The sequence below is a fragment of the Clostridium sp. genome (assembly GCF_051650885.1).
Classification (GTDB): domain Bacteria; phylum Bacillota; class Clostridia; order Clostridiales; family Clostridiaceae; genus Clostridium.
In genome coordinates, this window is the sequence record NZ_JBOFRG010000153.1 from 25,804 (window position 1) to 48,986 (window position 23,183).

A 23,183-nucleotide genomic window follows, 5' to 3' on the forward strand; every position below is an offset into this window, starting at 1 on the left:
TTTTATTATTTTGTTTGAGAATGTGATGAGCTTGAAGAGCTAGAATTTTCATCATTATTGTTAGCAGTATTATTAGTTTGAGTGTTAGAAGAACTGCTGTTATTATCAGCATTACTGCTATTATTACTACTACTATTATTGTTATTATTAGATGAATTTTGCTCATTATAATTTTCATGATGATGTCTTCTTCTAGGTTCTTGCTCTACTTGTTGATTTTGTGATTGTCTTTGTGGAGCTTGTTGCTGCACTTGAGGCTGTTGTTGCTGTTGCTGGCTTTGTTCTTGTGATTGCCTTTGTGACTGTCTTGTTCCATTTTGTGATGGTGTAGCTTGAGCTTCATATGGAACTGTAACTGTTAAGGTTAAGGTACCATTTACCATTTCAGTATTTAAAAATACTGTAGGAACATTAGCGCTTGCAACTACGGCATTATTACTTGATTCAAGGAATTTATTTAAGACTCCTTGAGCTAGTAATGTTTCTGTATTTAAATTTTGATTTTGTGCTACTTGTTCTATGTTAGGAATTTGAAGTGTTACACTTGTTCCTTTTGATATAGAACGAACTCTTTGAAGAGCCTCTAAGCCTTTATTTTCTCTATAAGTGTTTAATTCTTGTAAGAATATTGCACTGAATGTATTATTTATGTTGCTAAAGTAAGGATATGTTGGTGTTTGAGTATTAGAGTTATCATTAGTAGTTGTTGTTTTAGTTTCTGGTGCTTTAGCTTTTTTAGGCTTTGGATTCATTATAAGCTGTGTTCCTACAATAAGAACTAGAAGAAGTCCAAAGACGGCGATACCAAGGTTTACCTTACTTCCTTTTTTTGAAGTAGCTTTTTGTGTAGTTGTCTTAGATTGTAATGCAGCACTAGTTTTTGAAGAAGTTACCCTAGAGGCAGATTTATTATTACTCTGTTCCTTTGAGTTTAAAGGTTTTCTTACTTTGCTAGTGTTATTAGATTTTTTTATATTTGTGGTTGAAGTCTTTTTTTTATTAGTCATCGTTAGTTTTATTGCCATAGGTAAAGTTTTAATATTTAAAATGGCAAACTCTCCTTTGTAAATAATCTTTAGTATAATTATAGATTATACAATAATTTTTAATACATATCAAAAGCAAAAATGAGAGGTTACAAGCTTGTAACCTCTCATTTTAAAGTAGTTAAAAAATTGATCTAAAGAACATTTCACCTATAATTGAACCCATTATCCAAGCTGATACAAAGAATGTTATGAAAAAGCTTGCTGAAAATGAAATTGGTAATAGTTCAGATTCAGGAGAAAAATATCTAACACCATTAAAATAAGTAAATAGGAAAGATAAAAATCCAGTAAGTGATACAATTGAGCCTATAGTTGAGGAAATAAGTGAAATAACTATAGCTATAAGTGAAAACATAAATAAATTTATCATTGGAAGTGTTGCAGCACGAACAACATTTTCAAAAGATAATCTACCTTTAGTAAAAGCTATCATCAATCCACCAGTTCCAAAAATAAGTAATCCAAAAAATAAAACTAAAATAATAAATATCTTTAAGATTAATGAGAATGGTAGGCTAGGTCCAAATGGACTACTGTTTAGATTGATACCTATAACCATAAGAAGAACTGTTATAAGAGGTAGTAATACTATTAAAGAAATTAAAAGTGCTAAATTCTTTGAATAAGACAATCCCTCTTCTAGTAGTTTAGGTGCTGACAGTTGATTCTTAAAAAGTGATAAAGATAAAAAAGTGTGCTCTTTTATATCTTTAGTTGATATAGGTGAATTAAACTCAGGTTTAGAATAATTACTAGCATTATTGTTAGAATTAGTATTTCCCCTATTTAAGCTTTCACCACAAGATGTACAAAACAAAGCATCATCATCAAGTCTACTTCCACATTTGGTACAAAACATATTATAAAATCCCCCTTTTATGTTAAAAAAATACATTTATATTATACTACAAAAAAGAAATAAATATGAATAATTTGAATAAAAAGAAAACAAATGATATTATTTATTTGAATGGGGGATTGAGATGAGGGTTAATAAAAATAAAATTATAAAGGGAATATTAAATTTTATATATAAAATTTCATGTAGGGGAAGGATAAAAAATAGAGTAATCCTAGCAACAAATAGAGAAGATACAGTTTATGGGAATTATAAATATATAGTAAAGGAATTAGAAAAAAGAGATGTGGATTATGAGTACAAATATTTATATAGAAAACCTAAGAGAGGGCCTTTAGGTGGAATAAGTAATTTATTTCATATGTGTATTGCAGAATATTATTTAGCTACATCTAAAATTTTTATAGTAGATGATTTTTATTTGCCAGTGTATGTTATGGATAAGCTTAGAGAAAAGACTAAGGTAATACAAGTGTGGCATGCATGTGGTGCTTTTAAGAAATTTGGATTTAGTATCATTGATAAAAAATTTGGAGCAAATAAAAGTTATGCAAATGATATGGGGATACATAAAAATTATAGTAAAGTTATAGTTAGCTCAAAAGAAGTAATTAAGCATTATGGAGAGGCATTTAATATGGAGCCTAAAAATATTATACCAATAGGAGTTCCAAGAACAGATATTTTCTTTAATAATGAGGAAATAGAAAAAGTAAAAGAAAAGTTATATAAAAAATATCCTAAAATAAGAGATAAAAAGATTATACTTTATGCACCGACATTCAGAGGTGAGAGCCAAAAAGAAGCTAAGGGAAGTATAAGATTTGATATAAAAAGAGTATTAGAAGAGTTAGATGAAGATTACGTGATTGTCTTAAAGATGCATCCTTTTGTAAAAGAGAGGTTTGATAATATAGATGAGAGAGTTGTAGATATGTCAGATTATAAATTTATAAACGACATACTTTGTATAACAGACACATTAATAACTGATTATTCATCTATAGTATTTGAATTTGCATTATTAGAAAGAAAAATAATAATGTATGCAGATGATTTAGAAGGTTATATAGATGAAAGAGATTTTTATTATGATTATGAAGAATTTGTACCGGGTGAAATAGTAAAAGATACTGAAGAATTGATTTTAGCATTAGGTAAAGAAACGGATATAGAAAAAATAAGAGAATTTAAGAATAAGTTTTTTGATGAAGCAGATGGAAAAGCAAGCGAAAGATTTCTTGACGTTTTAGTTGAAAGTTGAAGTAATTTAGAGCTGATTTAATATCAGTTCTTTTTTTATCTCAGAAATGTATATTATAGCTTGTCATATGGAGATAATTTCTAATAATAAATAGAAAAAATTTGACTAAAGATTCAGAGAAATTTTTAACTTTTCATTTGAATCGAGTATTATTTCATAAAAAGGAGAAAGTAAAATAGAGAGATGAAAAAAGAAAATCTTTTAGAAAATAAAAAAGTTCTTGGAATAATTGGAGTTACAGTAATCTTAGCTTTTTTCGGTGGAATGTATTTAAAAGATGGAAAAGATGGGAGTACGGGAAACAGTATTTTTACAGAAGGAAAAGTAGAGAAGATTGAGCTTAATGGGAAAAAAGAGAGTAAAGAAACAGGTACAAAAAAGGAAAGTGATTCAAAAAAGGAAACTAATGAAGGAGGGGAAGAAACAGAAATTGTAGTTGATATAAAAGGTGAGGTTAAAAATCCAGGAGTATATACCTTAGCAAATGGAAGTATAGTTGAAGATTTAATAAAGAAAGCAGGTGGAATCACAAAAGATGGAACTCTTCAAAATATAAATAGAGCACAAGTCTTAAAACCAAATGAAGCCATAGTTATAGCGAATAAAAAAGACATAGATAAAGATGTAGCAGTAGGAAATGATAATTCATTAAATACAACTTCAAATGGAGTGGGAGAAAAAGAAACCGGTAAAAAGGGAAGCTTGATAAATATAAATACAGCATCAGTAGAAGAGTTAAAAACTTTAAATGGAATAGGAGATTCTAAAGCAGAAGCTATTATTTCATATAGAGAAGAAAAAGGTGGATTTAAAAAGATAGAAGAGATTCAAAATGTTAGCGGAATAGGAAAAGCAACATTTGAGAAGTTGAAAGATAAGATTTGTGTTTAATTAAAAATTAAGAATTGGGGGGAATCGCAAGCGATTTAGTGGGAGAACTCAAAATTTATCTTATGACAAATTTTATCTGAATAGGGAGATGAAGTTAGTTGTATATTATTCGAGAGTGATATACAATGTTAATTTAAGAGAAAAAGAGGTGAGAAAATTGAATATAGATTTAAATAAAGTACAAACAATGTTAGAGTGGGTAAAGACTAAATTATACTTAGATACAATTGCATCAAAAGCTAAGACAAGAGTTGTTAAACGAGGGCAAGTCTACAGATGTAATTTTGGATATGGTGTAGGTAGTGAAATGCAGAAAGATAGACCATGTGTTATATTACAAAATGACATAGGAAATATTAAATCACCTAATACTATAGTTGCACCAATAACTCATGATATGTCTAAGTTGGCATGTATGGCCAGCATTGATTCACAAGTTGATGAAAGTGGAGAAATAATATTAGATGGACAAGTGAATACTGCTAATACTATGTGCATTAGTAAGGCAAGGCTTGGAAGTTATGTAACAGAGCTTACAAAAAATGATATGAAATTAGTAGATGAAGCGATGGCAAAAACATTAGGAATTATGGGATACTATAGTGATGCAAAAAGAAAATTAGATAATAAATTAAAGTATATTGATAAAATAAAAAAAGATAGAAATGAAGCACAAGATTTTATCAAAGAGTTACAAAAAGAACTAAAAGTTAGTAGTAGTGCAGAGATTATGGAAAAAGTTAAAGCTTTGAGTTCAGATATTGACAGATAGAACTTAACATGATAGTATAGTCATACAAAGTAATCCTCTTCCGGAGTGTAGAGGAATTTAAAAGTATTTCAAAGTAAGGGAACTAAGGATAGGTTCCTTTTTATTTTTCAGAAATTTGAGTATTTTTCGGAAATTTGGGCATAGTATATAATACAAAGTAGCTTTAAATAGGAAATTTAAGGTTTTATATAAAAGCAATTTAAATTGCTTTAAATAAATAGTGGAAGGCGTAGGTAATACCTAAAGCTAAATATTCCATTTATGGGAAGAGTAAGACTATAGGTTTTACTCTTTTTTGTATAAAAATATGAATTTCTGGTTCAAACAAGCCCTGGAATGGGAGCGGAGATTTGATAAGGAAAAAAACTCGCCTAAGCGAGTTTTTACTACAATTATTAATTATTAATTTTCAATTCTTCATTTCTTAACATATATAACCCCAAGCCATAGTCTTGCATCTTTGGGTTTTACTTTAGCTTTTTTACAAGCATCTTGAACTATTTTAGAGGCATCTTGGTCGCTTATATTTGTATCTGTTCTTATATAAACTTCATTATTTTTCTCTAGCTCTTTTGCAAGTGCTGAGGCTACTTTGTCTTTTGAGTGGTATTTACCACTAACTCTGTAATACTCAAACTCAGATTTAGTTCCTTTAAATTCAGGTAGTTTAGTATTTAGAACATATTGGTCATCTTCTACTAAAACTTCTTTTGCATCTTTGTCTGATAAATTTAGAAGTGCATTTGGAATATCTTCATTATCATTGTTTGTACTATCTAAAGTCATCCATTGTCCATCTATAAGGACTCTGTTCCAAGCATGAGGTAAATTACCATTAAGGTTACCTGTAACAACTATTGATTCAAGTCCAGCGGCATCTGCTAATAATTTAAATGAACCAGCATAGCTTGCACAAACTCCAACTTTTTTTACAAGGACACCATATGGAGTAAAGGAGTCGTTAAATTTAGCATCTACTTGCATGTCATTTTCCTTTGCATTTTCAAGTGCTGCAAAGTCGTACTCGGCAGTATCACATAGATATTTGTTTATAGCAAATTCTTTTTCAATTGGTGTCATATCATCTTTAATAATTTCTTTAGCTACTTTCTGTACTTCATCTTTAACTTCTTTTTGAAGTTTCTTTTGCTCTTCTTTAGTTTGTCCATATTGTACAACAAGCTCTTTACTAGAGTAGTCGTAGCCAACTGCCTTAACAGTCATAGCTAATGGATTTTGATAAAGAGCTTCAAAGAAACAGTCTATAAGCAAGTCTTTGTTAGAGCTTTCAGGGAATTTTGAAACATTTACTTTTTCATTTCCATCAAGTAAATTTAATGCGATATATTCACTAAGGGCACTACTTGCATAAACTTTTTCATTTTCAGAAGAAACTTTGGTATCTTCTTTAGCTTCTGATTTATCTTCTGGTAAATCACTTGGTGGAGTTGATTCTATATTTACATCTACATCAGAGTTTAAGCCATTCCATTGGATTTTCTTTTGTCTTTCCTGAAGAGTTTTTAAAACATCAAGAGCCTCTTTTTTTGTAGCATCATCTTTTTTATCTACCTTTATATAATGCTCCGATACTAAGGAGGTGCCACGATATTTATATCTAATAACTGCAATTAATCCATGCTTATCATGCTCTTTAAATTCTACATAATTTGTATCAAAGTCTAGTGGTGTTAAGACTGCACTACCATCTCCCATTTTTACATAAAGATGAGTTGGAAAATCAACTAAAGCATCGCCTTTATCAAGCTCTTTATTTTTTTCATGATGGACACTAATAGGAACATTTTTAGCAACATCTACAGGATTGATGATATTACTGATTAAGGATTTTTTATCTTCGGCTACTGCCATAACACAGAATTTTCTTATAGATTTTTTTTCACTTACATTAAAATCACTATTTGTAGATACAACCATTCCATCAAAATCAACTACTGAGCCTACAAAGTCTTCAAAATTTGTCTTTTTTGTAGAAGCTACTTCTGAAAGGCTATAAAAATTTGATTTAGGGTCTTCTATAATAGAGTAAATAATATATTTATTAGCACCAGGAACTTCATTCCACTTAAAGCCTGCTTTTCCTTCAGGACTTAGATAAAATTGAATTGTTGGAGTGTTAAGTTCTGACTTTATAGTGAATAATGTAAGCTCTGGTTTTGGCAATGTATCGCCAGTTTCAAGATTTAAAGTATTGCATAAGTAATAATTGTTTCCATTTCCCCAGTCTTTTTCATTTTCACGAGAAGTTTCAACTTCGAAATCTTTTACATTTAAATCAGTTCTTGATTCATTATAATCTTCATTGTTATAAAGAACTGGAAGATTTGGAGCTTCAACCTTTAAGACATTGTTTTTTTCATCAAAGGTAAGTACTGAGTTTACTTTCATTTTCATTTCTGAATCTAAAGAAACATAAATCTTTTCTTTAATTGTATCCTTATGTTTTTCATATACTTCTTTTTTCATAGGAATTTCAAAGGTGTGATTTCTAGAGACATTGTATATAGGGTCTTTATAAGTTACTTTTTCATTAGCAGAATATTTTGTTTTTAGTTCTTCAACATTTATTGAAGAGTTAGATGATGTAGTAGAAGCTTCATTATTATTGCCTCCACATGCTACTAAATTTAAAATTAGTAGTCCAGAAATTAAAGCAGTTAAAAATTTTTTTTTCAAAATAGTTTCCCCCTTAAAATAAGCTTTAGTATTATGTATATGCTTTAAATTTTTAAGATATGCATAATATTGTAAAATATATACTATATCTGTTAAATATGATAAAATTGGAAATGGGAAAAGGGGGATGAAGTAATGAGAAAGAAAAGAAAAAATAATAAAAGAAAGTTAAAGATTTTATTACTTGGAATAGGTGGAGTTATATTAGTTGTAGGTTCATCTATGACGCTTAAAAAAGTTATAAGTTTAAATGAAAAAAGTGAGACTTCAGCTGAAAAAAATGAAGATAAAAAAGATGAGGTTGTTGAAAAGGCTGAAAAAGTAAAAAAAGAAGTGGTAATAACAGCAGCTGGAGATTGTACTTTAGGAACAGATACTAAGTTTAATTATAATACAAGCTTTAATAATGAAGTGGCGAGTTCAGGAAATGATTATAGTACAATAATGAAAAATGTAAAGCCGATTTTTGAAAAGGATGATTATACAATAGTAAATCTTGAAACTACATTTACAGATTCAAAAGAAAAAGCTAATAAAGGTGGAGGTACAGTATTTCACTTTAAAGGGCCAAAGGATTATGTAAATATTCTTACAAAGGGAAGTATTGAAGGGGTAACTTTAGCTAACAATCATATTTATGATTATGGAAAGAAAGGCTTTGAAGATACAGTAAGAACTTTAGAAGAAGCAGGAGTTGAATACTGTGGTGAAGGATATAAAATTGAAAAAGAAATAAAAGGACTTAAATTTGTATTTTTAGGATATCAAGGTTGGTCAAATGATAAAGAATTAAAAAATAAAATAAAAGCTGATATTGAAGCTGCAAAAGATGGAGGAGCAAATATTGTTATTCCATATTTCCATTGGGGAATTGAAAGAGCTTCAAAGCCATATGATGTACAAGTTGACTTAGCAAGATATTCAATTGATATGGGAGCAGATATGGTTTTAGGTTCACATCCACATGTTATTCAAAGTATGGAAGAATATAAAGGAAAGATGATAGTTTATTCATTAGGAAACTTTAGTTTTGGTGGAAATTCAAATCCTTCAGATAAAAGAACCTTTATGATACAAACAAAGTTTAAATTTGAAGATGAAACTCTTGTTGACACTGAATATAAGGTTATTCCAACTATGATATCTTCAGTTAATGGAAGAAATGATTATAGACCAACAGTTGCAAAGGGGGATACAAAAGAAGGAATACTAAAGAATTTAAATTCTTTATCTAACTTAAATGGAAAAATAGATGATGAATTTTTCAAGATAGGTAAGTAAAATGAAGAAAGTTAAGTTTTTAGTATTAATAAATTTAGTATTGATGTTGTTTGTAGGCTGTGGTGCTAAAGAAAGTAATGAATTTAAAAAAGGCGATTTTAAAGGTGATCTTTTAGAAAACTTAAAAGAGAAGGGAAAAAATCTAAAGGAAAGCATAGAAAAAAATAAAAATTTATTAAAAGAAAAAAAGATAACAATAGTTTTAGATCCAGGACATTCCACAAAGCCAATGAGTGGAAAGGAAAAGGTTTCTCCAGACTCAAATGAAACTAAGCTTAAAGAAACATCAGGTGCAACGGGGACATGGACTAAGAAAAAAGAGCCAGATACAGTTATGAGTGTAGTTTTAGAAACTAAAAAGCTATTAGAGGAAAAAGGCTATAATGTTATTTTAACTAAAAATAGTGCAGAGGAATCTATAAGTAATATAGAAAGAGCTGAAGTTGGAAATAAAGAAAACGCAGATCTTTTAATAAGATTTCATTGTGATAGCTTTGGAAATGCAAGTGCAAAAGGAGCTTCTGTTTTAATTCCAAGAGTAAAGGGATATGTTAGCAAAGAAGTTGCAGACAAAAGCAAAGCTTATGGAGAAAATATTCTTGATGAATATTTAAAAGAAACTAAATTATCTAGTAGAGGCGTTGTATATAGAGATGACTTAACAGGCTTTAACTGGTCTAAGGTTCCTGTTGTTTTGATTGAAATGGGATTTATATCTAACAAAGAAGAAGATTTATTTATACAAAGCACTGAAAATCACTCAAAGATAGCAAAAGGTATAGCTAGTGGTATAGAAAAATGTTTTGAACAGAAATAAGATAAATCTATGTATATAAAAAAGGCGATTCAAAAAGAATCGCCTTTTTACTATATTTAAAAGAAGCTTGATTTCATAGCTTCACTCATTATACTATCAAATACCATTTTTACTTGAATGTAGTAACTGAAGGCATATCCAATTACGATTGCAATAGAAACTGCATATGGTAAAAATGTTTTATTATCCATTAAAGCTTTAAATCCAGTATAAGTAGTAATAACAAAAATACTTGTTAAAATAAGACTACATATAATTGTTAATACAAATCCTAGAGATAAGAATAATGGAGTTAAAATAGCTGATACTAATAAAGTTAATGATGGAAGTATTAAAGCACAAAGTGCATCATTAAAGTTTAAGCTTTCTTTATTTATTTTAAAGAATAAAAACATAATTCCAAAAATAACACCGAATAAAAGAGCTAGGAATAAAACACCATATAAGAAGATAGTTCCAAAAGGAATAGCTTCTCCAAGTGCAGCATTAAGCATAGATTTTGCAGCAGAAATTTCGAATGATGATACAGCCTGTCCCTCTAAAGCTGCACCAAATTTAGCAAAAGATATAAAGAAGTTAGTAATAGTTGACTTTATAGTTGCTAAATTTATTATAGGAATTAAAAGTAAAGTAGTAAAAAATAAGATTTTTGCTTGAAGAGAAGTTAAATTCTCTTTTAGTATTAAAGTAGAGTTACTTGGATTTTTTAAAGAATCTAAAACACCTTTAAAAACTTTACCAGTATCTTCTTTTGAAATATTGATATTAATACCATTTGAGCTAGATGTTTCTGCAGCTTGTTTAGCACCACATGATGTACAGAAAACTGAATCAGAATCTAGCTTGCTTCCGCAATTTGAACAAAACATAATTATTATCCCCCTCATAAATAAATACTTTAAAAGTATATATTTTGTTCATAAAAAAGTCAAATTTTATTAATAAAATAAAAAAAGCCATCAAAAAATGATGGCTTTAGATTACTTAGATTTTAAATCTTTAGAAACTTGCTTTTTAACTTCGTACCAAGATGGTAAAAGATCAATTTGATCTAATATTTTTTCAACATCATCAAATGTATCTACATTTTCTAATTGAGCTGAAAATTCTTCAACCTTTGAGCTTAAATCAAGTCTTTTTTTAGTTTCTTTTGCTATTTTTCTTTGAAATTTGTTCATAAAATATAACACTCCTTTAAATGAAACTTATCATTATATATAGATTATATCACAATACAAAAATTTAATGCATAAACAAATACTTTATAATGAAAATTTTACTGGATAATGTTTATATTAAAGAATTTAATTATATTGTTACTTAATCATTTTAATGTTAAAATTGTAATATAATGGTTAATAAGAATATTTTTTTATATACTATAAAAATTTCCATATTAAATATTAATAAAACAAAATGGGGTATTTAGAAATGTTATTAATGTAGGAGGGGTGTATGGAGAAGAATTTATATGAAATCTTAGAGATATCTAAAAATGCAAGCAGTAGTGAAATTAAAAAAGCTTATGCTAAACTATTAAGAAAATTTCCACCAGAAAAGTTTAGCAAAGAATTTTCAATAATAAATTCTGCATATGAAACTTTAAATAATGAAGAAAAAAGATATGAGTATGATCAGTTAAATGGATATGATTATAACTCACAAAAGCTTTTAGATGAAGGATTAGAGCTTATAGAAAAAGGCGAATTTATTAAAGGAAGAAAATATTTAGAGAGTTTTGTAAGTAAAGAAGGCGAAGTCACATGTGCAATGCAAGAAATTGCAAAGAGTTATGCTTTAGAAGGAAAGTATGGAAAAGCTTACGATATTCAAAAAAATATTTTGGAGAAAGAAAAATTTATTAATTTTGAAGAAATTGATTGTATGATACATTACCTATATAAGTTAGGGGATGAAGATGGTGTGCAATCTTATATGAAGAAAGCTATCCTAAAGTTTAAGGATGTTAAAACATATTATAATCTTATGAACTTGTATATAGAGGACAAGAAAATTGAAGAAGCAAAGCTTTTATTAGTGAAAAAGATAATACCATTTATAAGAAAGCAAAAGAATATTGATGATTACTGTATTTGTGGGAAACTGCTTTTAAAAGTAGGAGAAAATGAAAAGTTTGTAGAGGTAATATCAGATGGGATATATATAGAGTGGAGAAATGATAGCGAGCTTGAGGAAAAATTAGAAAAAGTTAAAAATTTAATAGTAGAAATTTTGAATTTTAAGAATGCTAAATATATAGAAAGAATATTAGAGATACAAATAAATTATATTAATAAAGAACGAGAAAAGATGAAGAAAAACATTTATATGGATAATTTAGGATGGACAACACTTACAAAAACAATAGTTGGTGATATGAGTTCAATAAGTAAGGTTGATATGAATAAGGTGCTAAAAAGGTTCTTGTTAGTTTCGGTAAAGAAAAGAATAGCTATAGATATCCAGACTAGAGATTATATGGGAGATAAGATAATTGAATATTTAGAAGAAATGAAAAATGGATATGATATGAAAAAGATAAAAGATAATTTATTGCTTTTAGAAAGATTTCATGAAAGTTTATATAAAATAGATGCTAAATATTTATTTGATAGGTATGGTGGATTTATACCATATTCTAGGCAAGTTAAAGAGAATAAAAGGAAAAAGAAAAAAGAAAAGAAAGGCAGTGGAAGTGCAGTATTTGTATTACTTGGAATAGTGATAGTTATAGCACTTATATATTTCATTTAATGATGTTTTAGAATATAAATCTAACTTATATTGGAGGATTATGGTATGGAGGGTATAAATTTAGAAAAAGAATTTAAGGAATATAAAAAGAAATATCTACAGGAAAAATCTTCGCTTGAAAACTTATTAGATAGAAAAGATTTTAATGATGTATTAAGTGATAGAGAAAGGCTTATAAAGAAAGAACTTTTGAAATTTGAAAGGTTAGAACAAGCTTATAGAGATAAGATTGATAGTTTAGAATTAGACTTAATAAGAAGAGATAAAGAGCTTAAGGAAGTTAAGAAGGGATTTAGAAAAACATTAAATTCTGTTATAGAAATATTAGATGAAATAGATAATTTTAAAGAATTACTAGAAGAAAGAGAAGATAAAAAAACATTAAAAACTTTTAGTAGAACGATTAAGGGGATAGATAAAAAAATAAATTATATAGGGCTTGAGAGAATAAAAACGATTTCTGAGCAGTTCAATGAAGATTTTCATTACTGTGTAGAGGTTGTAGAAAATAATGAGTTTGAAAATGAAACAATAATAGAAGAAGTTAAAAGCGGTTATAGATACAAAGGAAATGTAGTTAGAGAAAGTAAAGTTGTTGTGATAAAAAATGAGGGGAGAGAATAATTATGGGAAATATAATAGGGATTGATTTAGGGACGACTACTTCAGAGGTAGCGTATATAAAAGATGGAAAGGCCGTTATGATTGGTGATGAAAAGTATTGTGATGGAAATATAATGCCATCAGTTGTAACAATAAAGAAAGATGAAATTATAGTTGGAAAAAAAGCTAAAAGACAAATGCTTATAAGACCAGAAATTACAATAAGTGAAGTGAAAAGGCTTATGGGAACAAGTGAAAGACTTATGGTAAATGGAAAGGAATATCTTCCACAGCAAATATCAGCAATTATTTTAAGAGAGCTTAAAGAAATGGCAGAAGAAAAAATAGGGAAAGTTGATGAAGCAGTAATAACAGTACCAGCAAACTTTAATGATGCACAAAGAACTGCAACAAAAGAAGCAGCTCAAATGGCAGGCCTTAAGGTTGAAAGATTAATAAACGAGCCTACAGCAGCTGCAATGCATTATGGATTAGAAAACATAGGTAAGGAAGCAAAGATATTAGTTTATGACCTTGGTGGTGGAACTTTTGATTGTACAGTTCTTGAATTGTTTTCAGGAATAATGGATGTTAAATCAAGTAGAGGAGATAATGTATTAGGTGGAAAAGATTTTGATGCAAAAATTGAAGAATATATTATAAATTATATAAAAGAAAACACAGAAATAAATGTTGAAAAATTAAGTAAAAAGAAAAGAAGTGAAATAAAAGAAGCAGCTGAAGAAGCTAAGAAAGATTTATCAGTTTCTTTAAATACTGAAATTATAATAAATAATTTAGGAATCGACAGTGAGGGAGAGCCTATTGATGTAGAATTTGAACTAAGCCGTGAAACCTTTGATGAAATTACTAAAGAATTAATAGATAGAACTGAGCTTATAGTTGGGGAAACATTACTTGCAGCAAATATAAAGGGAAGTGAGATAGATGTAGTGTTACTTGTTGGAGGTTCAAGTAGAATTGTTGCAGCACGTGAAATGCTTATAAAATCCTTTGGAGATAAAGTCTTAAACACTGTAAATGCAGATGAAGCTGTTGCATTAGGAGCTGCAGTACAAGCTGGTATAAAAAATGATGATATAAGTTCAGAAAGTGGACTTATAGTAACAGATGTATGTAGCTATACTTTAGGAGTAGCAGTTGAAGACAATGAGTTTAGTCCAATTATTTATAGAGATATGAAGCTTCCTTCTATAAAAACAGAAGAGTTTGTTACATCAGTAAATAATCAAGAGAGAGTAAATATTAGAGTTTATCAAGGTGAAGAGAAGTGGACTGATAAAAACATGTTTGTAGGAAACTTTACTATAGATGGTATACCAAGAAATAAGGCAGGAGAAGAAAAGATATTAGTTACTTTTGCATATGATTTAAATGGAATGTTAGATGTATCAGTAGAAGTTTTATCTACAGGACAAAAGAAAAACAAAGTTATGGCTATTGAAAAATTAAATGAAGAGGATATTAGAATACTTGCAGAAGAAATAAGTATAAAAGAAAATAAAATAGCTTGGGAAGAATCAGAGTTATACAATATTGTAAGTGTTAGTATATCTGTTGCAAAGGAAAAATTTGAAAAAATGGATGGAAAAACATTAGAAGAAGTAAATGGAATAATTGATGAAATAAGAAAAGCCATAGAAAAAGAAGAAAAAGATAAGGTTGTAGAATTAGATGATAAATTAACTGACATATTGTTTGATATAGATTAGGAGAAAAATATGGTTAATGAGTTGGTTTATGAATATAAGGTTAAAAGTATAAATTATATAGTTAATAATAACATTACAGAAGCTATAAATACATTGCTTGAGGGATTAAAGATAGATAATAAAGATACAGACTTATTAAACATTTTAGGACTTCTTTTTTATAAAAAATGCAGATTCAATGAAGCGATAGAAGCATTTAAAAAGAGTATTTATTTAGATGGAGATGTAAGAGCGAAAGAATATTTAGATAAAATGTGTAGTGAAGATTTTGAGAATATTTTAAAAGCCTATAACGAAGGAATAGAAAAAATAAATAATTTAGAGCTAGGGGAAGCTTTAGACTGTTTTAAAAAAATAAATGAAAAAAACAAAGAGCTTATAGAGCCATATATAATAATAACAGAAATATATATCTATAAAGAAAACTATACTGAAGCATTAAAATGGATTGAGGAATTAATAAAAATAGATATTGGGAATGAGAAAATAGTAAGGTATAAAGAATTTATAGAGGGAAAAAATAGTACATTAAGTGAAAAAGATTTTACAAAAACTGAATTAAATCATAAGGAAATTGCAGAGGTAAGATTTTTGCTTGCAATGTCTTATGAAGAAGTTTCAAATTTTGAAATGGCAATAGAGGAATATAAAAACTATATAGAGGAATCAGAAAAAAAGTCTTATGAAGAATGTGCCTTATATAGTTTAGTAAGGATACTTGGGAAGCTTGAAAGAATAGATGAAAAAAGCAAATATGAAGATATGTTGAAAAGAAAATATGGAACTATTGATAATAGAATACTAAACTAAAGATTAAAACTTCCTAGAAGCTTTGAAAGTGGAAGGAGGTTTTTTATTTGAAATGGTGATATGGTTGGGGTTAAAATGAAAAAATTAATAAAAGTAGTTTTAGTTTTATGTGTCTTAATGCAATTTTATTCTGTGGCATGTGATATGCAAAAAGAGAAAATAGAAAATAATTTAAAAGTTGAAAAAGAAAAAGAAGATTTGGAAAAAAGCAAAAATAAAGAAGAGGCGGAAGCCTTAAATAAAGTAGAAAAGAAAGAAGAAAAGAAGGATATAAGTAAAGATGTAGTATACAATAACGAAAGGTTTGGGTTTTCAGTTGTATATCCTGGATTTTTTGAAATTGAAGAAGAAGGTTTTAATAATGAAGGAATAACTGTATGGGATAAAAATAAAACTTCAAAGCTTGTTATATTTGGAGAAAATAATTTAGATAGCTTAACAACAAAGGAAATGTTAGAAAAAGACCTTAAATACTTAGGAAAAGCAGACTTTAAGAGGGAAAAGAAGGAGGAGTATGCTATTTCATGGAAAAGTGGTTCTAAAATTTTTTATAAGATGATTAAAGTAGGAAAAGGTTCTACAGTAGGATTTTTAATTGAATATCCAAGTAAAGAAAAGAAGAAATATGATTCTATAATATCTAATCTTTGTAAAAATTTAAAGACACCTAATTTAGCGGAAAGTCATTAAATGTCTAAAAAGTTAAAAAAGTTATGGATAAATGAACAAATTTTGTATATAATATTAACTGTATTTAATAAAGCAGACGGGCAGCTGAGATTACCCGTATGCTTTTTTCTTTGGGAAAAACTAGAGGAAAAGCATTCTCTAAGGAGGATTATGAGAAGTATATTTAAAGATAAAAATTTTATCAGAACTATGGTAACCTTAGCAATACCAATTACTCTTCAATGTTTTGTAACTTCCTCTCTTAATTTAGTGGACAATCTTATGATTGGAAATTTAGGAGAAAGTGCAATTGCAGCAGTTGGTCTTGCAAATCAATATTTCTTTATTTTTATGTTAGCATTAACAGGAATTAATGCAGGTGCTAGTATTTTTATGGCACAATATTGGGGAAAGCGTGAAGAAAAAGAAATTAAAAAAGTTTTAGGATTAGATTTAACAGTTGGATTTATAGCATCAACATTATTTTTATTAGGAGCAGTTTTTGGTGCAGAAATTATAATGGGGATTCTTTCAAGTGATCCTGTAGTTATAGAACTTGGAGCGACATATTTAAGAGTAGTTTCGGTAAGTTATATATTTACTAATATAACAATGGCATACTCATCAGCACTTAGAAGTACAGAACAACCTACAGTGCCAATGAGAGCAAGTATTATAGGTGTTTTAGTAAATGCATTCTTAAACTGGGTATTTATATTTGGTAATTTAGGAATGCCAGAAATGGGAGTTATGGGAGCTGCCCTTGCAACATCAATTGCAAGAGGAGTTGAAATGCTTTATATAGTTCTTGTTGTATATATTAAGAAAAATATTGTGGCATCAACTATAAAGGAAATGAGAGGCTTCTCTAGAAGCTTTGTTAAAAAATATTTCCAAACTGCAACACCAACTATTTTAAATGAACTTGTTTGGTCTTTTGGAATGACAGCATTTTCAATAGCTTATGCAAGGATTGGGACAAGTGCTGTCGCAACTATGCAAATAGCAACAACATTAAATAATATGTTTATGGTTATATGTATTGGGCTTGCAACAGGAGCATCCATTATGGTAGGTAATAAAATTGGTGCAGGAGAAGAAGAGGTAGCTTTAGATTATTCTAAGAAGATTGGAATTTTATCACCGATTTTTGGACTAGCGTTAGGTCTTACTATTATGATGACAGCAAAGCTTATAGTAGCACCATTTAATATTGAACACAGCACTTATTTAGATACAGTAAATGTGCTTTATGTAATGGCCTTATTCTGTCCTATAAGATTCTTTAATATAGTAATGATTATAGGAGTATTTAGAGGTGGCGGAGACACTACTTACTCAATGATTGTACAAGCTGGAACAGTCTGGCTTTATGCAGTGCCACTAGCCTTTATTGGTGCAATAGTATTTAATCTATCAGTAGTACCTGTATATTTCTTAATTTGCAGTGAAGAAATAATAAAAGTATTTTTTGAAATGGTTAGATTAAGGTCTGGTAAGTGGCTAAAGGTAGTTTGTTAAAAAAATTAATAAAATTTAGTAAAATTGTTAAAAATAAATGTGGAGTTTTCTTTATATTCAAAGAAACTTCACATTTTTTTATTATAATTGACTTAAAAATTTATACAAACTGGAGGAAGAAATGAGTAAGAAAAAAATAGCTAAAATTATTGGTGGAATAGTAGTAGTTGCTATAATAGCAGGTGGTATATATGCAGTTGTATCAAGTAAAGATTCAAATGCAAATAAACCATTAGTATTATCACTATCATCAACACCACCTACAATGAATCCATTATATGCAAATTCAAGTAGTTCATTAATGGTAACAGACGTGTTATATGAACCACTGTACACATTAGGTGATAAAGGGCAGATTGTTTATAATGGTCTTGCAGAAAAGGTAACACATTCAGAGGATTGTAAAACTTATACTGTTACATTAAAGAAAAATTTAAAATGGTCTGATGGGCAGCCACTTACAGCAAATGATGTAGTATTTACATTTAATAAAATAATGAATCCTAAAAACAATGCTGTAATAATGCAAACATTTATGGTAGGAAATAAGCCTGTAACTATAAAGAAAATAAATGATGATACAGTACAGTTTGACTTACCAGCACCATCACTTGGATTTGTAGGTAACTTATCACAGCTGTATCCAATTCCAGAACACATCTATAAAGAGGTTCCAGATATAAAAACAGCTGAAGCTAACAAAAAGCCAGTTGGAGATGGACCATACATGTTCCAAAGTGAAGAACCGGGAAGCACAGTTACACTTGTGAAAAATCCAAACTTCTTTGGAAATGAAGCAAAAATTGATAAAGTTGTATTTAGAGTAATTCCAGATAAAAATGCAGGAGTTGCAGCTTTAGAATCTAACCAATTATCAGCAGGATTTGGTTCAAATCAAATATTACAAAATGAAAAAATACAAAAAAATTATAACGTAAAAGAAACAAGTTCAGGACTTGTAAATACAGTTATATTTAACTTTGAAAATAAAGATTTACAAAATATAAAAGTAAGAGAAGCTATAACATATGCTTTAAATAAAGAAGCGTTAACAAAAGCAGAATATGGTGACAGTCAGTACGTACAAGAAGCGAACTCAGTATTTGCACCAGGAACACAATACTATACAAATGATGTAAAACAATATAGCCAAGATGTAGATAAAGCAAAAGCTTTAATGAAGGAATCAGGAGCTAAAAATGTAACATTAAGACTTGCATATGCAGCAGGATTCCAATGGGCACAAAACCAAGCAGTATTAATTAAAGATGAGTTAGCTCAAATTGGAATAACAGTAGAGCTTGAACCAGTAGAATTAAATGCATTCTTTAAAGAAATATTTACACCAAACAATAAAAATTATGATTTAGCTATAAATGGATACAACATGGGAACAACTCCAGATGGTTATTCAACATTATTCACAACAGGTGGAGCAAACAATGCATCAAACTTCAGTAATCCTGAAATAGATAAATTATTTAAAGAAGCTCAAACAGCAAACACAGAAACAGAAAGAGCAAACATATATAAACAAATCCAAAAACAAATTTCAGAAGACTTACCTTTATATGTAATAAATTATCCTGAAGATATAATATTAACATCTAAAGATTTAAAAGGGGTTGAACAAGCGGGAATACAACCGATTGCTATGTTTAATAATTTAGGGGAGCTTTATTGGAATTAAGAATTTAAAATTAAGAATTGAGAATTAGAGGGAATCGCAAGCGATTCGTTTGGGGGGACTCAAAATTTATCTGTGATAAATTTTATCGTAAGGAGAGTTGGAGTTAAGAGGTTAGAGGTAAGAAGTAAGAGTTGTTTTAATTAGGAATTTAAAATTAAGAATTGGGGGAATCGCAAGCGATTTGCTTGGGGACTCAAAATTTATCAGGCGATAAATTTTATCGTAAAGGTGATGTCAACTCGTAACTCCAAAAAAACTCTTAACTATTACCTATTAACTCCAAAACTCTTAACTGTTAACTATTAACTCTTAACTAAAAAGTCTACGTTGTTTGTTTGAAATACAACGTAGGCTTTATTTTTAAAATTCACGAAGTGAATTATTTAAGAACTCTTAATTCTTACTTATTAACTCTTAACTAAAAAGAAAGGAGTGGGCTTTTTGCCTTGTTTTATTAGTTATGGCTAAGTTTATTATTAAAAGAATTCTTCAAGTTATTCCTATGTTTTTTCTTATTTCTATTGTTTGTTATTTTATTGTTAGGAGTGCACCAGGTGGTCCTATTTCTATGTATGAAAGACCTGGTATGAATTATCAGCAGATTGAACTTATAAGGCATAATATGGGGCTTGATAAACCTATTATTATTCAATATCTTTATTGGCTTAAGGGGATTTTACATGGGGATTTAGGATTTTCTCTTGTTTCGGGGAATTCTATTTCAGGTGAGATTTTAGCGAGGCTTGTGCCTACTATTATTTTAAGTGGAATTTCTATGATTGGTACTTTTCTACTTGGGATTTTCTTAGGTGTTGTTGGTGGAAGGAATAAGGATAATTACATAGGGAAAGGGATAGATGTATTTTCAAATATAAGTATTTCTATGCCATCTTTTTTATTAGCTCTTGTGCTTATAATTATATTTACTGTACAACTTAATATTTTGCCAAGTGTTGGTATGTATAATATTGGGGAGAAGTCTTTAAGTGGACTTATTGCTCATTTAATTATGCCTGTTACTGCAATTATTTTAACTGATGTTGGTGGAATTATTCAGTATGTGAAGAATTCTATTGAGAAGGAAATGGATAAGGATTATGTTAGAACTGCTATTGGAAAGGGACTTTCTAAGGATATTGTTTTTTACAAGCATATTTTAAAAAATAGTATACTTCCTGTAATAACTTTAATTGGTCTTAGTTTACCTAATTTAGTTATGGGTTCTGTTGTAATTGAGCAAATTTTTGGATGGCCTGGTGTTGGTAGAATGGCATATACCGCAGCAGTTGGATTTGATTATCCTGCAATTATGGCAACTACAATGCTTGCATCTATTCTTCTTATTTTAGGAAATTTAATTTCAGATATTATATATATGTTAGTTGACCCTAGAATAAAGGGGGGACTAAAGTAATGAAAGAGTTATTTAAGAAAATAAGAAATGATAAGCTTGCAATGTTTGGACTTATTTTTATTTCTATAATGATAGTTTTGTCAGTTTTTGCATTTTTATCGCCATATAAAAGTAATGGTATAGATATGAATACTGTATTTTTAAAGCCTTCTTTAAAGCATCCATTTGGAACTGATTCTTTAGGTCGTGATTATTTAACTAGAATTCTTTATGGAACTAGAATAACACTTTTAGTTGGATTTTTTGTTGGTATAGCCTCTGCACTTTTAGGAACAGTTGTTGGAGCTATGAGTGGATATATTGGTGGAAAAGTTGATAACTTTATTATGAGGATTTTAGAAATTTTAATGAGTATACCAAGCTTTTTTATATTACTTGCCTTAAGTGCTATTTTAAAATCAAGCTTATTTGAAGTTTTATTAGTTCTTACAATTTTCTCATGGATGGGCACTGCAAGGCTTATAAGAGGAGAAGTTCTTGGAATTAAGAATTTAGAGTATGTACAATGTGCTAAACTTCAAGGACTTGGAGGTTTCAAAATAATTAGAAAGCATATTATTCCTAATGTATTTAACGTAATTATAGTATCTGCTACTATGTCATCTGCAAATGCAATTCTAACTGAAGCAATGCTGAGTTTTTTAGGGCTTGGATTAAAGCCACCTACAGCATCTCTTGGAAGTATGTTAAATGCAGGTCAACAAAACCTAATGACAAGTCCTTATTTAGTAGTTTTTCCAAGTATTTTTATAATTTTAATTATTTTAAGCTTTAATTTTATAGGAAAAGCTTTAGGAAGAAAGGAGAGATAGGCTATGAATATAATAGAATACAAAAATTTTTCTCTTTCTTTTAAAGATAAAAAAGTAGTAGATAATGTAAGCTTTGAAGTAGAAGAAGGAAAAGTTATAGGAATACTTGGGGAGTCAGGTTCAGGAAAAACTGTAACAGCTATGTCTTTAGTAAATCTTATATTAGAAGAAAAAAAGGCTGAAGGTGAAATTCTTTTCTTAGGTGAAAATTTATTAAATGTAAAAGAAGAAGAAATGGAAAAGATAAGAGGAGAAGAGATAGGTTGTATTTATCAAGACCCTTTATCTTCTTTAAACCCTGTTTATACTATTGAAAATCAAATGATTGAAGGATTAATCAAGGATGGAAAAATAAATAAGATTGAAGCTAAAAAAAGAGCATTAGAACTTTTAAAAAAGGTTGGAATAAATGATGCTGAAAAAGTTATAAAATCTTACCCTCATGAATTATCAGGTGGAATGAGACAAAGAGTTCTTATAGGAATGGCTATAGCCTTAAAGCCTAAGGTTTTAATTTGTGATGAAATAACAACAGCTTTAGATGTAACTATCCAAGCACAAATATTAGAACTTATAAAAAAGATTCAAAAAGAAGAAAATACAACGATTTTATTTATAACTCATGATTTTGGAGTTTGTGCAGAGATTTGTGATTCTGTAATAGTTATGGAAAAAGGAAAAATAGTTGAAAAAGGTGATATTATTGAAATCTTTGAAAATCCAAAGCATCCATATACAAAGAAATTGTTAAAAGCAAGAGAATCTAAATTATTAAATAAAGATAGAATATCTAACAAAGTTTTATTAGAAGTAAATAATTTAAGCAAAGAATACATAAAAGAAAAAAGTTTTTTTGGTAAAAAGAAAAAGGTTTTAAAGGCAGTAAATAATGTTAGCTTTAAATTATATGAAGGTGAAACTCTTGGAATAGTAGGAGAGTCAGGCTGCGGAAAATCAACTGTTGCAAAGCTTTTAGTTAGATTATTAGAAAAAGATAGTGGAGAAGTTATTGTAGATAATAAAGATATCTTTAGTTTAAAGGGAAAAGAATTAAGAGCTTTAAGACGGGATATTCAAATGATTTTTCAAGATCCATATAGCTCACTAGATCCTATGATGAAAATTGAAAAGATTATGGAAGAAGGACTACTTCAAAATAATATAAAAAGTAAAAGTGAATCGAAAGAGTATATCAAAGAGATTTTAAAAGATTGTAGTATTTATGAAGAAAGTCTTTTAAAGTATCCTAAAGAGTTTTCAGGAGGCCAAAGACAGAGAATTTGCATAGGAAGAGCAATTTCTTTAAATCCTAAAATCATTATTGGAGATGAGCCTATTTCTTCTCTAGATGTAAGTACTCAAGAAGAGATAGGAAAGCTTTTAGTTAAACTTCAAGAAGAGAAGGGGATAAGTTATATATTTATTTCTCATGATTTAAGTGTAGTTAGAAGAATAAGTCATAGGGTAATAGTTATGTATTTAGGTGAGATAGTTGAAGAAGGATTAACAAAGGAAATATATGAAAATCCAAAGCACCCATATACAAA

20 protein-coding genes are annotated in these 23,183 nt (G+C 28.8%); 15 read left to right on the forward strand and 5 right to left on the reverse strand.

What is annotated here, in order from left to right:
- Window positions 1–5 precede the first annotated feature (5 nt).
- Both ACRC28_RS07540 and ACRC28_RS07545 read right to left on the reverse strand, forming a co-directional pair.
- On the reverse strand, window positions 6–1,025 hold the full coding sequence (locus ACRC28_RS07540) for a hypothetical protein (RefSeq protein ID WP_438542840.1): 1,020 nt from the start codon (window positions 1,023–1,025) through the stop codon (window positions 6–8).
- Between the two features lie 142 nt (window positions 1,026–1,167).
- Entirely contained in the window at window positions 1,168–1,908 is a 741-nt protein-coding gene (locus ACRC28_RS07545) for a zinc-ribbon domain-containing protein (protein ID WP_438542841.1), read from the reverse strand.
- A 124-nt stretch (window positions 1,909–2,032) separates the two neighbouring features.
- Between ACRC28_RS07545 and ACRC28_RS07550 the strand changes: the two genes are divergently transcribed.
- The 3 genes from ACRC28_RS07550 (at window position 2,033) to ACRC28_RS07560 (ending at window position 4,835) form a co-directional block, all read left to right on the forward strand.
- Complete coding sequence (locus ACRC28_RS07550) at window positions 2,033–3,172, forward strand: CDP-glycerol glycerophosphotransferase family protein (RefSeq protein ID WP_438542842.1); 1,140 nt, start codon at window positions 2,033–2,035, stop codon at window positions 3,170–3,172.
- Between the two features lie 183 nt (window positions 3,173–3,355).
- Window positions 3,356–4,063, forward strand: coding sequence for a helix-hairpin-helix domain-containing protein (locus ACRC28_RS07555; protein WP_438542843.1), 708 nt, complete (start codon window positions 3,356–3,358; stop codon window positions 4,061–4,063).
- 157 nt (window positions 4,064–4,220) lie between these two features.
- Window positions 4,221–4,835 (forward strand): type II toxin-antitoxin system PemK/MazF family toxin, encoded by a 615-nt coding sequence (locus ACRC28_RS07560; RefSeq protein ID WP_438542844.1) that lies wholly within the window; start codon window positions 4,221–4,223, stop codon window positions 4,833–4,835.
- A gap of 417 nt (window positions 4,836–5,252) precedes the next feature.
- Here ACRC28_RS07560 and ACRC28_RS07565 read toward each other — a convergent pair whose 3' ends face one another.
- Complete coding sequence (locus tag ACRC28_RS07565; protein ID WP_438542845.1) at window positions 5,253–7,532, reverse strand: transglutaminase domain-containing protein; 2,280 nt, start codon at window positions 7,530–7,532, stop codon at window positions 5,253–5,255.
- Between the two features lie 135 nt (window positions 7,533–7,667).
- Here ACRC28_RS07565 and ACRC28_RS07570 point away from each other — a divergent pair, with 135 nt between their 5' ends.
- A complete protein-coding gene (locus ACRC28_RS07570; protein WP_438542846.1) occupies window positions 7,668–8,813 on the forward strand; it encodes a CapA family protein in 1,146 nt (381 codons plus the stop codon).
- A gap of 1 nt (window position 8,814) precedes the next feature.
- Window positions 8,815–9,630 (forward strand): N-acetylmuramoyl-L-alanine amidase family protein, encoded by an 816-nt coding sequence (locus ACRC28_RS07575; RefSeq protein WP_438542847.1) that lies wholly within the window; start codon window positions 8,815–8,817, stop codon window positions 9,628–9,630.
- A 56-nt stretch (window positions 9,631–9,686) separates the two neighbouring features.
- Here the strand turns inward: ACRC28_RS07575 and ACRC28_RS07580 are convergent, their stop codons facing one another.
- Window positions 9,687–10,499: a zinc-ribbon domain-containing protein gene (locus ACRC28_RS07580; RefSeq protein ID WP_438542848.1), complete on the reverse strand. Its 813-nt coding sequence runs from the start codon at window positions 10,497–10,499 to the stop codon at window positions 9,687–9,689.
- A gap of 111 nt (window positions 10,500–10,610) precedes the next feature.
- A complete protein-coding gene (locus ACRC28_RS07585) occupies window positions 10,611–10,808 on the reverse strand; it encodes a hypothetical protein (protein WP_438542849.1) in 198 nt (65 codons plus the stop codon).
- A 277-nt stretch (window positions 10,809–11,085) separates the two neighbouring features.
- On the opposite strand from ACRC28_RS07585, the gene ACRC28_RS07590 reads away from it, so the two are divergent.
- The 10 genes from ACRC28_RS07590 to ACRC28_RS07635 all read left to right on the forward strand — a co-directional run.
- Window positions 11,086–12,384, forward strand: a complete 1,299-nt coding sequence (locus tag ACRC28_RS07590; RefSeq protein WP_438542850.1) for a J domain-containing protein — start codon at window positions 11,086–11,088, stop codon at window positions 12,382–12,384.
- Window positions 12,385–12,429: 45 nt separating this feature from the next.
- Window positions 12,430–13,008, forward strand: a complete 579-nt coding sequence (gene grpE / locus ACRC28_RS07595; RefSeq protein WP_438542851.1) for a nucleotide exchange factor GrpE — start codon at window positions 12,430–12,432, stop codon at window positions 13,006–13,008.
- 2 nt (window positions 13,009–13,010) lie between these two features.
- On the forward strand, window positions 13,011–14,720 hold the full coding sequence (locus ACRC28_RS07600) for an Hsp70 family protein (RefSeq protein WP_438542852.1): 1,710 nt from the start codon (window positions 13,011–13,013) through the stop codon (window positions 14,718–14,720).
- A gap of 9 nt (window positions 14,721–14,729) precedes the next feature.
- Window positions 14,730–15,530 (forward strand): tetratricopeptide repeat protein, encoded by an 801-nt coding sequence (locus tag ACRC28_RS07605; RefSeq protein WP_438542853.1) that lies wholly within the window; start codon window positions 14,730–14,732, stop codon window positions 15,528–15,530.
- Window positions 15,531–15,605: 75 nt separating this feature from the next.
- Complete coding sequence (locus ACRC28_RS07610) at window positions 15,606–16,220, forward strand: hypothetical protein (RefSeq protein WP_438542854.1); 615 nt, start codon at window positions 15,606–15,608, stop codon at window positions 16,218–16,220.
- Between the two features lie 150 nt (window positions 16,221–16,370).
- The gene (locus ACRC28_RS07615) at window positions 16,371–17,720 is read left to right on the forward strand and encodes an MATE family efflux transporter (protein ID WP_438542855.1); all 1,350 of its coding nucleotides are present in this window, start codon (window positions 16,371–16,373) and stop codon (window positions 17,718–17,720) included.
- A 121-nt stretch (window positions 17,721–17,841) separates the two neighbouring features.
- Window positions 17,842–19,410, forward strand: a complete 1,569-nt coding sequence (locus ACRC28_RS07620) for an ABC transporter substrate-binding protein (protein WP_438542856.1) — start codon at window positions 17,842–17,844, stop codon at window positions 19,408–19,410.
- Window positions 19,411–19,870: 460 nt separating this feature from the next.
- A complete protein-coding gene (locus ACRC28_RS07625; protein ID WP_438542857.1) occupies window positions 19,871–20,824 on the forward strand; it encodes an ABC transporter permease in 954 nt (317 codons plus the stop codon).
- Window positions 20,824–21,636 (forward strand): ABC transporter permease, encoded by an 813-nt coding sequence (locus ACRC28_RS07630; RefSeq protein ID WP_438542858.1) that lies wholly within the window; start codon window positions 20,824–20,826, stop codon window positions 21,634–21,636. The genes ACRC28_RS07625 and ACRC28_RS07630 overlap by 1 nt, the downstream gene beginning before the upstream one ends.
- A 3-nt stretch (window positions 21,637–21,639) precedes the next feature.
- Window positions 21,640–23,183: dipeptide ABC transporter ATP-binding protein (locus ACRC28_RS07635; protein ID WP_438542859.1), on the forward strand; the 1,544-nt coding region annotated here is incomplete at its 3' end.